Source organism: Actinomyces howellii, from assembly GCF_900637165.1.
Lineage (GTDB): Bacteria > Actinomycetota > Actinomycetes > Actinomycetales > Actinomycetaceae > Actinomyces > Actinomyces howellii.
The window spans coordinates 3,055,215-3,067,601 of sequence record NZ_LR134350.1; the positions used below are offsets into that span (position 1 = coordinate 3,055,215).

Here is a 12,387-nt window from a genome sequence, read left to right on the forward strand (position 1 = left end):
GGGCCGCAAGGCCGTGTCGTATCGGCAACCATGTTCCGAGGTCTTATGCACTCCGCCCTGGGCGGCAGGCACGTCGCCGACCCTGTGCACCTGTCCCACCGACCCTCTGACTCCCGCAACCGCCGACGGCGGGGACCGCGCCACAGCCTCCTCGCCCGCACCCGCCTCCCGGTGCTCCGTCGTCTCCTGGCTCGCCCCTGCCGCCGTGCTGCCGGGGCGGCAGGGGCGGCCGTCGCGGTGTGCGCCGCCGCGGCGGGCTGCGCCCCCGGGGCGGGAGGCCGACCGGACGAGGACCTCGGGGGAGGGGAGGCCAGCCTCGCCCTGCCGGACCTGTCGGCGGCCCGCGTCGGAGGGGTCGACGGCCGGGTGCTGCTGGCGGTGGGTGTGGTCATCTGCCTTGTCGGGCTGGGCTTCGGCCTGGTGACCTTCCTCCAGATGCGGCGCCTGCCGGCGCACCGTTCCATGCTCGAGGTCGCCGAGCTCATCTACTCCACGTGCCAGGCCTACCTTGTGCGCCAGGGCCGTTTCCTGCTCATCCTGTGGGTCTTCATCACCGCCGTCATCGTCCTGTACTACAAGGCGCTCGTGGGATTCGGCTGGGGGCGGGTCGGGATCGTCATCGCCTTCTCCCTGCTGGGCATGGCGGGCTCCTACCTCGTCGCCTGGTTCGGCATCAGGGTCAACACCTTCGCCAACGCCCGCACGGCCTACGCCGCCCTCCCGGGCATGCCCTACCCGGTCCACCGCATCCCGCTGCGCTCGGGCATGAGCATCGGCATGGTCCTCATCAGCCTCGAGCTGCTCATGATGCTCATCATCCTGCTGCTCGTCCCCGCACAGGTCGCAGGTGCCTGCTTCATCGGCTTCGCCATCGGTGAGTCCCTGGGAGCCTCCGCCCTGCGCATCGCCGGCGGCATCTTCACCAAGATCGCCGACATCGGCGCCGACCTCATGAAGATCGTGTTCAAGATCGACGAGGACGACCCGCGCAACCCGGGAGTGATCGCCGACTGCACGGGTGACAACGCCGGTGACTCCGTGGGACCGAGCGCGGACGGCTTCGAGACCTACGGGGTGACGGGGGTCGCCCTCGTCACCTTCGTGCTCCTAGCGGTGGACGACCCCGGGCTCCAGGCCACGCTGCTCGTGTGGCTCTTCAGCGTGCGCGCCGCGATGATCGTGGCGGCCTGGGCGGCCTACGCGCTCAACAGCGCGTGGACCAGGCACCGTTACGCCCGGGCCGAGCGGATGAACTTCGAGATGCCTCTGTCGACCCTCGTGTGGCTGACCTCGGTGCTGTGCATCGCCCTGACCTACCTGACGACGTGGGTGGTCCTGGGGGCCTACGGCCCGGGCCTGTGGCTGCGCCTGGCCACGATCGTCACCTGCGGCACCGCCGCGGGAGCCCTCATCCCCGAGCTCGTCAAGGTCTTCACCTCGACCCGCTCGCGCCACGTGCGCGAGACGGTCAAGTCCTCACGTCAGGGAGGTGCGAGCCTCAACATCCTCTCGGGCGTCGTGGCGGGCAACTTCTCCGCCTACTGGCTGGGCATGACCGTCGTCGGGCTCATGACCGCCGCCTACCTGCTGGGCTCCCACGGCCTGGCGCAGCACATGCTCGCCCCCAGCGTCTTCTCCTTCGGCCTCGTCGCGTTCGGCTTCCTGGGCACGGGGCCGGTCACCATCGCGGTCGACTCCTACGGTCCGGTCACCGACAACGCCCAGAGCGTCTACGAGCTCTCGCGGATCGAGCGGATCGACGGCATCGACGACGCCCTGCGCGCCGAGACCGGCATCGAGCCCAGGTGGGAGCGGGCCAAGCTGCTGCTCGAGGACAACGACGGCGCGGGCAACACCTTCAAGGCCACCGCCAAGCCGGTCCTCATCGGCACCGCCGTCGTCGGGGCGACCACGATGATCTTCTCGATCATCATCGGCCTGACCGACCACCTGACAACGGGCATCGACCGTCTGTCGCTGCTGCACGCGCCCTTCCTCCTGGGACTGGTCACCGGAGGCGCCGTCGTCTTCTGGTTCTCCGGGGCCTCGATCCAGGCCGTGACCACCGGAGCCAACCGGGCGGTGTCCTTCATCAGGGGATCGATCCACCTCGATTCCGACGCCGAGCGTGCCAGCGTCGAGGACTCGCGCCGGGTCGTGGAGATCTGCACCCAGTACGCCCAGCAGGGGATGCTCACCATCTTCCTGGCGGTCTTCTTCGCCACCCTCGCCTTCGCCTTCGCCGAGCCCTACTTCTTCATCGGCTACCTCGTGTCCATCGCCGTCTTCGGCCTCTACCAGGCCATCTACATGGCCAACGCAGGCGGTGCGTGGGACAACGCGAAGAAGGTCGTCGAGGTCGACCTGCACATGAAGGGGACCGCCCTGCACGACGCCTCCGTCGTGGGCGACACCGTGGGCGACCCCTTCAAGGACACCTCCTCGGTGGCGCTCAACCCCATCATCAAGTTCACGACGCTCTTCGGGCTCCTGGCGGTCGAGCTCGCCGTCAGCCTCACAGAGCAGGGGGCCGGCCGCCTCGTGACGGGCCTGTCCGTGGTCTTTCTCCTGCTCTCGGTGTTCTTCGTCCACCGCTCCTTCTACGCCATGCGCACCACCGGTGCCGCCGGGGAGGAGCTCGACAGCGGCGAGGACGAGGGGCCCGAGCCCGATGAGGGGCACGAGGCCCCGCCCCGCGGGCAGGACCTGAGAGCCAGGAGCACCGAGCACGTCGCCGGGTCGGGGGCCCGGCGGGAGAGGGCGCGCGCATGAGCACGACAAGCGCGACGATCGTCATCAAGCGGGACGACGTCGTCATCGACGCCGAGGGCAGGGTCGTGGGTCACGAGGCGGGCGACACCCTCGTGCGGCGCCTCCTGCGCATCTTCCCCGGCTCCGTCCTCGTGGGCCCGGTGGCCAGGCGCGGGGAGGACTTCGACGTCCTGCCGCTGGGGATGCTCGACCCGGGGACCTCGGTGGTCATCAACATGGACGTCCTGGACTCCCCGCACGTCTACCAGGTCATGGGCGCAGGCAGCGGGCGGCCACGGATCATGAACTTCGTGTGGAGCGCCTTGCCCTCCGGGCACGACGAGGCCTCGACGGCCACGGCGGCGCTGTCCTGCGCCCTGTTCCCGACCTTCGCCAACTCCGAGCGCACCGCCACCGAGATCCGCGAGCTCGTCCGGCGCTGGACCGTTCCGCACCTGGCGGAGAAGGCGCGCCTGGCCTGGGTCAACCTCGGGTTCCGCCTCGAGCACATCCAGCCCCGGTCCCCGGCAGACCCTCCGGTCGTGCTCTACCCGGCCATCTACCTGTCGCGCAACAAGCGCCCGGAGGTCTTCCTCGAGGTCGTCGGCCGCGCCCGCAAGCAGGTGCCTCTCAAGGTGGAGATGCGGTTGCACGAGTCCCACCTCATCTCGGAGAGGGCCATGGAGATCTCCCGCCGGGACTGGGTGTGGGTCGGTCCGCTGACCGCCACGCGCCTGTCCTACTGGCAGGCGCTCGCCCGCACGACCGCCTTCCTGGCCACGGCCCAGGAGGAGACCTACGGCCTGCTCTACGTCGAGGCCCTCGGTGCCGGGGTCATCGGTGTCCTGCCGGACAGGGCGTGGGCGCGCGCCCTCGTGCCCGAGGGCTACCCGTTCATCTACGGCGACGCCGCGCAGGCCGAGAGGATGCTCGTGCGGGCCCTGCGTGAGCCCGAGGCATGTCGCCGTGAGCTCGACGCCTGTGCCGACGGCTCCTTCTGCGAGTGGATCGCCGCCCACCACTCCGACGACGCCTTCGACAAGGCGGTGAGCCGCCGGGTCCGGGAGTGGTTCGGGGGCTGAGGGCGCGGCGGTCCGCGTGCGGGTCGTGAGGTCGCACCCAAGCCGATGAGGTCGCACCTCAGACGGGCGACCCCACGGCCCGGGGCGCGACCTGACAGCTCAGGGTGCGACCTCATGCGTGACGATGCGGCGTCTCTCCGGCGTCTGAGCAGTGGTGGTCATGCGATACCGGTTCGTGGGGTGATGGTGAAGACCGTCCCCTCAGGCACCGTGGCCAGGACCCGCGAGATGAGGAGCCCAGGATCCTTGAGGTCGGGCCAGCCCACTCGCAGGATGGTCCAGCCGCGGCGCTCCAGGTGCTCTTGTCGCCGCTTCTCTCGATAGAGCGTGTTTGCCGAGCCTGCGTACTTGCCTCGTCCGTCGAACTCCAGGCCGATGAGCGCATGGGGCCATGCGGCGTCGATGAACCACTGCCGGTCGCCCGTCGTGACCTGGTGCTGGAGCGTGGGCTCGGGTGTGCCGGCGACGAGCAGGAGGAATCTCATCTCGGACTCTCCCGGCGACTCCGACCAGGGCGACAGCAGTCCGAGCATCAGCCGTGCTCTGCGGGAGTTGTGGCGTCGGCCCCTGCGGCTCAGGAGGTCAGCAGCCTGGACGCGTAGCCGGCTCGCTGTGCGCTCGACGCGCTCGCGGTCCAGGCGGTGCGCCTGCGTCCCGAGGCGCAGGAGGCTGTCTCCGACGACGAAGGCGTCTGTCGCGGGCAGGTCGAGGAGGCAGTCGACGAGTGTTCTGACCAGGTTCGACGTGCGCAGGCCCTTGATCGTCGTGATCTCGCTGTCGGGAAGCAGGCCGTGGTGGCGGACGAGGTGCACGTGTCGGCCGGCCTCGAGCGTGCCGTGGGCCGCGGCGGGCGGCAACCCGGTGCTGCGTCCCCAGGCCCGTGTGCCGCCGTAGACGACCCGGGGAAGGGGAGAACGTGTGAGAGCAGGGCGCGTGTGCTGGGTGAGGTGAACATCAGGCTCGCTGCTGCGCAGCCAGGCGCCATGGAGGAGCGCGGCGGACTCGTGGGTGAGCACGGCCCTCGGGTTCGTGCGCTGCACGGCGACGAGCCGCGCCAGTGAGACCTCCTCACGTTGGCGCCATGAGGGTGGGGAGCTGCGGGGCACGAGGTGCTGTCCGCGTTTGACCGTGACGGCGCTCGCGGGCAGCGACGGGCCCTGGGATGAACCCTGCACCACAAGAGGAAGGACGAGCGCCCCGTCGGGAGCGCTGGGCGGGGGAGTCAGTGCGGCTGTCATGACACGAGCATGGGCATCCCTTCCAGGCGTGCGCTTCAACCCTGTGGACGGCCGCTCGACGGGGGTGCAGGACGAGCGTCTGTGGAGCACGTCGACCGGTCGGGCCCATCCGACCGGTCGGATGGGCCCGACCGGTCGACAGCGATCGCACCGACGAGATGGGGTCGTCCCGAGACGCGTGAGGTCGTGCCAGGCGCAGCATCCTGGGCGCGGGACCCGGCACCAGGTCGTCCCGAGACGCGTGAGGTCGTGCCCGAGCCGACGAGGTCGTATGCCAGACCTACGACCTCACGGAAGGACACGCGACCTCACGGCTGAGGACGCGACCTCGTGGCGGTGGTGCCGTCTCAGGGCGTCACGGCAGCCTGCGCAGGTCGATCTTGCCCATCTCGAGGACGAGGCTGCGCGTGGCCTCATCGGCCATGAGCTCACCGATGGTGTCCGGGACGACCTGCCAGGACACTCCCCACCGGTCCACGCACCACCCGCAGCGCTCGGCCTCGGGCACGGCAGACAGCCCCGCCCAGTAGCGGTCGATCTCCTCCTGGTCGCGGCACGAGACGATGACCGACACCCCGGGGGAGAAGGTGAAGCTGTGGTAGGTGCCCGCGTCGATCGCGGCGAACCAGCTCCCCAGGAGGGTGAAGTCGGTGAACATGACCGTGCCCTCCTCCAGAGGGCAGTCGGGGCCGTAGAGGTGCGTGGTGCCCCGGGCAGAGTCATCGAACAGGTCGATCCAGCCCTGCGTCGCCTCCTGAGCGTTGCCGTGGTTGGTGGAGCCGAACATGAACGAGGGCACCACGAATGGACGCGGCTCGCCTGCGGGGTCGGTGAGCATGAGCTGCCAGGTGAAGCCGAAGCGGTCGCGCACCCAGGCGTAGCGCGAGGAGAAAGGGTACTCGCCGAGCTCCATGAGGACCCCGCCTGTGCTCAGCGCGGCGTAGAGCTCGTCAAGGTAGGCGCGGGCCTGCTCCTGGCCGCCGAAGAGCAGCGGGTCGAAGTTGAGCAGGCCGCTGATCGAGGGGTTGGGGGAGTAGGTGTCGTCACCGTTGATGAGGGTGATCCGCGTGCCGTGCAGCTCGACGGTGGCGGCCAGGCCCGGCGCCTGGTCGACCACATGAGCCTCACGGAAGACTCGCGTGTAGAACTCGGCGGCCTCAAAGGCGGTGCCGTCGCACCAGATGGCGGGCATGATTCGCTGGGTCATGGACCGATCGTAGCCTCGGGTCGGGACCGCCCTCTGAGCCGCGCCGACCGGTGGGTCCTCCCCCCTGAGGCACGCTGAGCCGGGGGCCGTCGACGGACCCCGGCACAGCGCGCCTCAGGCGGCCCGGTCAGCCGAGCGTGCCGATGGCGTAGCCGGCCAGGGCGTCGGCAGGCTCGGCCTGGCCGCCGTGCTCGCTCGTGAAGGCTGCGGTGCCGTCGGTGCCGCACATGCCGGTGATGGCCTCCTGCCCGCCCGGGTGCTGGGAGACCCAGTCGGTGAGGTCGTAGACCGTGGAGTCGATGACGGTCCAGCACGACTCCGCCGTGGAGTGGCGGGCCACGTCCTCCATGGTGTACACGGTCGCGGTCGACGACGACCCCGGGTCGGGCGTCGGGGCGACCGACGTGCTCGCACCTGCCCCGACGGGGTCGCCCGGTCCGGTGGGCGCGGTACCGGAGGGCGAGTCCGGGGAGGCGCCGACGTCGGACCAAGCCAGCTCTGCGCCGGAGTGCCCGGCGAGCACGGTGAGGGCCGCCACGAGGACCGCGAGCCCGGCCGAGGCCAGTGCCCACGGCCGGCGCGGGGCGTCGGCCCGGCCGTCCGCACGGGCGACCTTCCACAGCCAGGGACCGGCGACCGCGAGGTAGAGCACCGAGGCGCCCGCCAGGAGCAGCCCCCAGCGCTCATGGCGCTCGGGCTCGAAGCCGAGAAGCTCGGCGAGCGCGTTGCCTGACAGGACCGAGCCGCCGGTGGCGAGCACGGCGAGGACGATGAGCCCGAGGACCGCGTAGGCCAGCTGGGGTGCGCGCCGCTTCTGGACGGCCAGGACGACGACCCCCAGTGCTGTCAGGGGCAGGAGGACGACAGGGGCGTGGACGACGAGCGGGTGGAGCGGAAGATCGAGATCCATGCCACATTCTAGCCTCGACTCCTGCTCTTCGTGCCGCGGCCCCGCCGGACGGGTGCCGGCGAGGCCGAGGCACGGAGGCGTCCCTGAGGAGGCGCTCAGAAGGTCGAGGTGTCGATGACGTAGCGATAGCGCACCTGGGAGCCGACGACCTTGTCGTAGGTGGAGGTGATGTCCTGGCCGCCGATGATCTCGACCTGGGGGTGCAGTCCGTGCTCGGCGCAGAAGTCGAGCATCTCCTGGGTCTGGGCGATCCCGCCGATCTGGGAGCCGGCCATGGCCTTGTTGCCGTTGCACAGCGCCGCCATGTGGATCTGAGAGGGGTGCTCGGGAAGGCCGACGTCGACGAAGGTGCCAAAGGGCCTGAGGGTGCGCACGAGCGCCGTGTAGTCCAGGTCGTCCGCCCCCACCGTGCACACGATGAGGTCGAAGCTCCCGGCCAGCGCCTCGAGCGTCCCGTCCTCGCTCGTGGCGTAGAACTCGGTGGCCCCGAAGCGTCGGGCGTCGGCCTCCTTGGATCGCCCGTGGGAGATGACGGCGGTCGTGGCCCCCATCGCCGCGGAGATCTGGACCGCCATGTGTCCCAGCCCGCCCATGCCGACCACGGCGACGCGCGTGCCCGGACCGGCGCCGTAGCGCTTGAGGGGGGAGTAGGTCGTGATCCCCGCGCACAGCAAGGGGGCGGCCGTCTCGAAGGGGATCGAGTCGGGGATGCGGCAGGCGAAGTCCTCCGAGACGGTGAAGCCCTGGGCGTAGCCGCCTGCGGTCGGGTTGCCCTGCGCGTCGGGTCCGTAGGTCCACAGGGTGCCGGGCAGCCCTCCGGGTGTCCCGGTGCAGAACTGCTCGTGACCGTCGGTGCAGTACTCACATTTGCGGCAGGAGTTGACCATGCAGCCCACCCCGACCCGGTCCCCGACGGCGTACCTCGTGACCGCCTCGCCGACGCGGGCGACGACTCCCGCGATCTCGTGGCCGGGAGTGAGCGGGTAGCGCGCGGGGCCCCACTCCTCGCGGGCGGTGTGGATGTCGGAGTGGCAGATCCCGGCGTACCTGACCTCGATGTAGATGTCGTGGGGGCCAGGCTCGGGCAGGGTGATGGTCGTGCGGTGGAACTGGGTGGTCCTGTCGTCGCAGGCGTAGGCGAGGACGTCTGGCATGGGGTGCTCCTTCGCGATGGTCGTGCCAGGGTGGTGCCCGCCTATTATCCACCTGCAGGCGGCGGCCAGTGGCACGGGTGGGGGTGCTCCGGGCCCGCCGCGTGCCCGGGCGCGCCCAGGCTCAGGCCCAGGGCAGCCCGACGAGCTTGCCGGTGCGCCTGCCCGCGGCCAGGTCCTGGTGGGCGCGGACGATCTCCTCGAGCGGGTAGGAGTGCATCGGCATGAGGTCGAGGGCCCCGACGGCGATCCTGTCCAGGACCCGCTGGAGCTCGGTGGCCGGAAGGTCGTGGGCCTGGCCCGAATAGGCGGTCAGACGCACCCCGCTGGGGATCCAGTCGATGGGGTAGAAGCCGTCGATAGTCCAGGTGTCCGAGAGCATCCCGGTGAAGCACACGGTGCCGTGCACCGCGGTGGCCGCCAGGGAGTCGCGCAGGGTGGGGGGTGCCGACGAGCTCGAGGACGGCGTCGACGCCCCCGGGGACGCGGTCGCGCACCGCCTCGTTGACGGTCCCCGTGTCGTGCAGACCCTCCAGGCCCCGGCTCTCGAGCAGGGCGACGCCCTCCGGGCGGCGGGAGGTCGACAGCACCCGGCAGCCCGCGTCGGCGGCCAGGGCCGCGACGGCCAGCCCCAGGGCGGAGGTCCCTCCGCGCACGAGCAGGCTCTGGCCGGGCCTGAGGTCCAGGCCGGTGGTCAGCGAGCCGTGGGCGGTCTGAAGGGTCTCGGGCAGGGAGCCGATGACCTCCCAGGGCAGGTCGGAGGAGAAGGTGATGACCTGGGACCGGGGCACGACGACGTACTGGGCGTAGCCGCCGTCGACGATGCGTCCCATGCCGCCCATCATCGTGGCCGCCTGCGTCCCGTGGGGCAGGAGGCCCTCGGGGTCGAGGTCGACCAGGCCGGCGGCCTCGATGCCCAGGACCCGGGGGAAGGACATACCCTCGGCCAGGCCGGTCACGCTGTGGTACTCCGAGCGGTTGAGGCCGAAGGCCAGGACCTTGAGGCGGACCTGGCCGGGGCCGGGCTCGGGCACGGGAAGGTCGGTGACGACGAGGTTGTCGATCCCCGGTGCGCGCAGGACGGCGGCGCGCATCGTGGCGGGCGCGGGAACGGGCGCGGGCTCGGTGACGAGGCTCATGTGGGTCTCCTGCGGGTGCCGGTGGTCAGGTGGGCTCCGGGGCGGTGGGGGCGGCTGAAGGCCGGTCAGGGGCCCCGAGGGTCTCGCGCAGCCAGGCGGCCTCCTCCCTGCGCGTCGCGCCGGCGATGCGCGCCATGCCGCGGCGGAAGGGATCGGGCTCCTCGACGGCGCGGCGTGGGGTCCCGTCTGCGTTGCGGAAGAAGGAGGGGGCGGGGGCCTGGAGGATGGCGAGGCGACGGCGCAGGACCTCCTCGCGCTCGCGGGGGTCGGGAAGACGGGACAGGAAGGCCAGGACGACCAGGAAACGGGGCAGGCAGGTCAGCGTCCCCTCGTCGGGGTCCCGGAGGATCTGGTGGAGGCGCTGCCGGCCGGCGGGGGTGATCTCCACGCGGCGCCTCGACCGGCCTCTGGCTCCCGGCTCCTCGGTGCGCACGAGCCACCCAGCGTTCTCCAACCGGGTGAGGGCAGGGTAGAGGGTGCCCTCGGACAGGTGCGTGCCCGGACCGTCGAGCTCCTCGATGCGTCGACGCAGCTCGTACCCGTGCAGAGGGCCCTCGTCGAGGAAGCCGAGGATCTTGAGGTCGAGCATGACGTCACAATACATCGAATCGCCATAATGAGGAGGGGGCTGTTACCGTGGAGCCGACCCGTCCGCCTGCGGCGGGGAGGGGAGGAGCCCATGACCACCCGCGACGAGGGCACCGCAGTGGCCCGCAGCGCAGTCGCCATCGAGTTCGACGCCGTGACCAAGCGCTACCCCGTGCGCGGCCGCACCGACCCTGCCCCGGCCGTCGACTCCTTCGCGGCCGTGCTGCCCGCGGGGTCCCTCACGGTCCTGCTGGGCTCCTCGGGCTGCGGCAAGACGACCCTGCTGCGCATGGTCAACCGGATGGTCGAGCCGAGCTCGGGGCGGGTCCTGCTCGACGGCCACGACGTGCGTGACTCCGACCCGGTGGCCCTGCGCCGCTCCATCGGGTACGTCATGCAGAACGCGGGCCTGCTGCCCCACCGCAGGGTCCTTGACAACATCATGCTCGTGCCCCGCCTCCAGGGCTGGGACCGCGCGGCGGCCCAGGACAGGGCCCACGAGCTCATGGACCTGCTCGGCCTGTCCGGCGCCCTGGCCTCGCGCTACCCCCACGAGCTCTCAGGCGGGCAGGCCCAGCGCGTGGGCGTCGCCCGGGCGCTGGCGGCCGACCCCGGGGTGCTGCTCATGGACGAGCCCTTCGGCGCCGTCGACCCGCTCGTGCGCCGCGAGCTCCAGCGCGAGCTCATCCGGCTCCAGGACGAGCTGGCCAAGACCATCGTCTTCGTCACCCACGACGTCGACGAGGCTCTCGCCCTGGGCGACGAGATCATCGTGCTGCGCGAGGGCGCCCAGGTCGCGCAGCGGGGGACCGGCTCCGAGCTCCTCGCTGCGCCTGCGGACGACTTCGTTGCCCGCTTCCTGGGCGTCGACGACCCCCACCGGGCCCTGAGGCTGGCCGACGTCGCGGGTGACAGGGTCGTCGTCGACCGCTCGGGGCGCGCTGTGGGGCGCCTGGAGGCCGCGGCGGTCAGCGCATGACCTGGTTCCTGGCCAACGCCCCGCAGGTGGGCTCCTACCTCGTCGACCACCTTGTCCAGGCGGTTCCGGCCGTCGTGGCGAGCCTCGTGCTGGCGATCCCCCTGGCCCGCCTGGCCCAGCGGGTGCGAGGCCTGCGGGCCCTGGTCGTGGCGGGCTCCTCGCTGCTGTACGCCGTGCCCTCCCTGGCCCTGTTCGTCATCCTCCCGGCGATCCTGGGCACGGGCATCCGCGACACCCTCAACGTCGTGGTCGCCCTGACGCTCTACGGGCTGGCGCTCCTCGTCCCAGCCGCCGTCGCGGCGCTCGACGGCGTTGACGCCTCCGTGCTCGACGCGGCCTCGGCCACCGGGATGAGCGAGCGGCGCCGGTTCCTCACCGTCGAGCTTCCCCTGGCCGGTCCGGCGGTCCTGGCCGCCCTCAGGGTGGTGACCGTCTCGACGGTCTCGCTGACGACCGTGGGCGCCGTCCTGGGCGTGCGCAGCCTGGGGTGGCTCTTCACCGACGGCCTGCAGCGGGGCATCATGGCCGAGGTCCTCACCGGGGTGCTCGCCACCGTCGGCCTGGCCCTCGTGCTCGACGCGCTCGTCGTGGCCCTGGGCAGGGCGGTCATGCCCTGGACGCGTGCCCGCGGTCCGGAACCGGCCGGACGACGGGAGGCCGGGCAGTGAACCACCTCCTGGCCGCGGTCGCCTACATCCTGGACCCCGCCAGCTGGCAGGGCGCGCTGGGGATCGGCCGGCTCGTCCTCCAGCACTTGTGGTACTCCGTCCTGGGGGTCGGGGCCGCCGGGCTCATCGGCGTGCCCCTGGGATGGTGGGTCGGGCACACCGGCCGGGGCAGGGGCGTGGTCGTGGCCCTGTCCGGGGCCCTGCGGGCGCTGCCCACCCTCGGTCTCATCACCCTCCTGGCACTGGCCCTGGGCATCGGGCTGGGCGCTCCCGTCATCGCCTTCGTGGTCCTGGCGCTGCCCAGCGTCCTGGCCGGGGCCTACACCTGCGTGGAGTCGGCCGACCCTGCCGCCGTCGACGCCGCGCGAGCCAACGGCATGAGCGAGATCGCGATCCTTGCCCGTGTCGAGATACCCCTGGGCGCCCCCCAGCTCGTCGGTGGCCTGCGCTCGGCCAGCCTCCAGGTCATCTCCACCGCGACCCTGGCCGCCTACACGGGGGCGGGAGGACTGGGGCGGCTCATGTTCCTGGGCCTCAAGACCCAGGACTACGCGATGATGCTGGCCTCCGCGCTTCTGGTCATCGCCCTGGCCCTTGTCTCAGAGACCGTCTTCGGTCTCCTCCAGCGCTCCGCAGCCCCTGCGGGCGCTCTGCGCAGGAAGGACTCATCATGA

11 protein-coding genes and 1 pseudogene are annotated in these 12,387 nt (G+C 71.5%); 5 read left to right on the forward strand and 7 right to left on the reverse strand.

All coding sequences use genetic code 11. The features are described from left to right. Positions 1-30 precede the first annotated feature (30 nt). Complete coding sequence (locus tag EL245_RS12755) at positions 31-2,772, forward strand: sodium-translocating pyrophosphatase (protein ID WP_232009785.1); 2,742 nt, start codon at positions 31-33, stop codon at positions 2,770-2,772. Further along, positions 2,769-3,833 carry a glycosyltransferase family 1 protein gene (locus EL245_RS12760; RefSeq protein ID WP_126383687.1) on the forward strand — a complete coding sequence of 355 codons (1,065 nt, stop codon included), beginning with the start codon at positions 2,769-2,771 and terminating at the stop codon, positions 3,831-3,833. Before EL245_RS12755 ends, EL245_RS12760 begins: the two co-directional genes overlap by 4 nt. A 158-nt stretch (positions 3,834-3,991) precedes the next feature. Here the strand turns inward: EL245_RS12760 and EL245_RS12765 are convergent, their stop codons facing one another. From EL245_RS12765 to EL245_RS12790, 7 genes and pseudogenes are all read right to left on the reverse strand, one after another. Then, complete coding sequence (locus EL245_RS12765; RefSeq protein WP_126383689.1) at positions 3,992-5,071, reverse strand: hypothetical protein; 1,080 nt, start codon at positions 5,069-5,071, stop codon at positions 3,992-3,994. Between the two features lie 355 nt (positions 5,072-5,426). Then, on the reverse strand, positions 5,427-6,278 hold the full coding sequence (locus tag EL245_RS12770; protein ID WP_126383691.1) for a VOC family protein: 852 nt from the start codon (positions 6,276-6,278) through the stop codon (positions 5,427-5,429). A gap of 127 nt (positions 6,279-6,405) precedes the next feature. Next, positions 6,406-7,188 (reverse strand): cytochrome b5-like heme/steroid binding domain-containing protein, encoded by a 783-nt coding sequence (locus EL245_RS12775; protein ID WP_126383693.1) that lies wholly within the window; start codon positions 7,186-7,188, stop codon positions 6,406-6,408. A gap of 95 nt (positions 7,189-7,283) precedes the next feature. Continuing rightward, positions 7,284-8,342, reverse strand: a complete 1,059-nt coding sequence (locus EL245_RS12780) for an NAD(P)-dependent alcohol dehydrogenase (RefSeq protein WP_126383695.1) — start codon at positions 8,340-8,342, stop codon at positions 7,284-7,286. Between the two features lie 121 nt (positions 8,343-8,463). Next, on the reverse strand, positions 8,464-8,721 hold the full coding sequence (locus tag EL245_RS13785; protein ID WP_232009964.1) for a zinc-binding dehydrogenase: 258 nt from the start codon (positions 8,719-8,721) through the stop codon (positions 8,464-8,466). 445 nt (positions 8,722-9,166) lie between these two features. Then, a pseudogene (locus EL245_RS14065) lies at positions 9,167-9,478 on the reverse strand (alcohol dehydrogenase catalytic domain-containing protein); the annotation flags it as partial. 25 nt (positions 9,479-9,503) lie between these two features. Then, positions 9,504-10,067, reverse strand: coding sequence for a PadR family transcriptional regulator (locus EL245_RS12790; RefSeq protein WP_126383697.1), 564 nt, complete (start codon positions 10,065-10,067; stop codon positions 9,504-9,506). 90 nt (positions 10,068-10,157) lie between these two features. Between EL245_RS12790 and EL245_RS12795 the strand changes: the two genes are divergently transcribed. Genes EL245_RS12795 through EL245_RS12805 form a run of 3 tightly spaced genes read left to right on the forward strand, consistent with a single transcriptional unit; the run spans position 10,158 to position 12,387 of the window. Beyond that, a complete protein-coding gene (locus EL245_RS12795) occupies positions 10,158-11,045 on the forward strand; it encodes an ABC transporter ATP-binding protein (RefSeq protein ID WP_126383699.1) in 888 nt (295 codons plus the stop codon). Then, positions 11,042-11,713: an ABC transporter permease gene (locus tag EL245_RS12800; RefSeq protein WP_126383700.1), complete on the forward strand. Its 672-nt coding sequence runs from the start codon at positions 11,042-11,044 to the stop codon at positions 11,711-11,713. The genes EL245_RS12795 and EL245_RS12800 overlap by 4 nt, the downstream gene beginning before the upstream one ends. After that, positions 11,710-12,387: an ABC transporter permease gene (locus EL245_RS12805; RefSeq protein WP_126383702.1), complete on the forward strand. Its 678-nt coding sequence runs from the start codon at positions 11,710-11,712 to the stop codon at positions 12,385-12,387. Before EL245_RS12800 ends, EL245_RS12805 begins: the two co-directional genes overlap by 4 nt.

Excerpts from the sequence above, each read along its gene's own strand:
- EL245_RS12755 (WP_232009785.1), top strand. The coding sequence starts at position 31 with ATGTTCCGAGGTCTTATGCACTCCGCCCTGGGCGGCAGGCACGTCGCC.
- EL245_RS12760 (WP_126383687.1), top strand. The coding sequence starts at position 2,769 with ATGAGCACGACAAGCGCGACGATCGTCATCAAGCGGGACGACGTCGTC.
- EL245_RS12765 (WP_126383689.1), bottom strand. The coding sequence starts at position 5,071 with ATGACAGCCGCACTGACTCCCCCGCCCAGCGCTCCCGACGGGGCGCTC.
- EL245_RS12770 (WP_126383691.1), bottom strand. The coding sequence starts at position 6,278 with ATGACCCAGCGAATCATGCCCGCCATCTGGTGCGACGGCACCGCCTTT.
- EL245_RS12775 (WP_126383693.1), bottom strand. The coding sequence starts at position 7,188 with ATGGATCTCGATCTTCCGCTCCACCCGCTCGTCGTCCACGCCCCTGTC.
- EL245_RS12780 (WP_126383695.1), bottom strand. The coding sequence starts at position 8,342 with ATGCCAGACGTCCTCGCCTACGCCTGCGACGACAGGACCACCCAGTTC.
- EL245_RS13785 (WP_232009964.1), bottom strand. The coding sequence starts at position 8,721 with ATGCTCTCGGACACCTGGACTATCGACGGCTTCTACCCCATCGACTGG.
- EL245_RS12790 (WP_126383697.1), bottom strand. The coding sequence starts at position 10,067 with ATGCTCGACCTCAAGATCCTCGGCTTCCTCGACGAGGGCCCTCTGCAC.
- EL245_RS12795 (WP_126383699.1), top strand. The coding sequence starts at position 10,158 with ATGACCACCCGCGACGAGGGCACCGCAGTGGCCCGCAGCGCAGTCGCC.
- EL245_RS12800 (WP_126383700.1), top strand. The coding sequence starts at position 11,042 with ATGACCTGGTTCCTGGCCAACGCCCCGCAGGTGGGCTCCTACCTCGTC.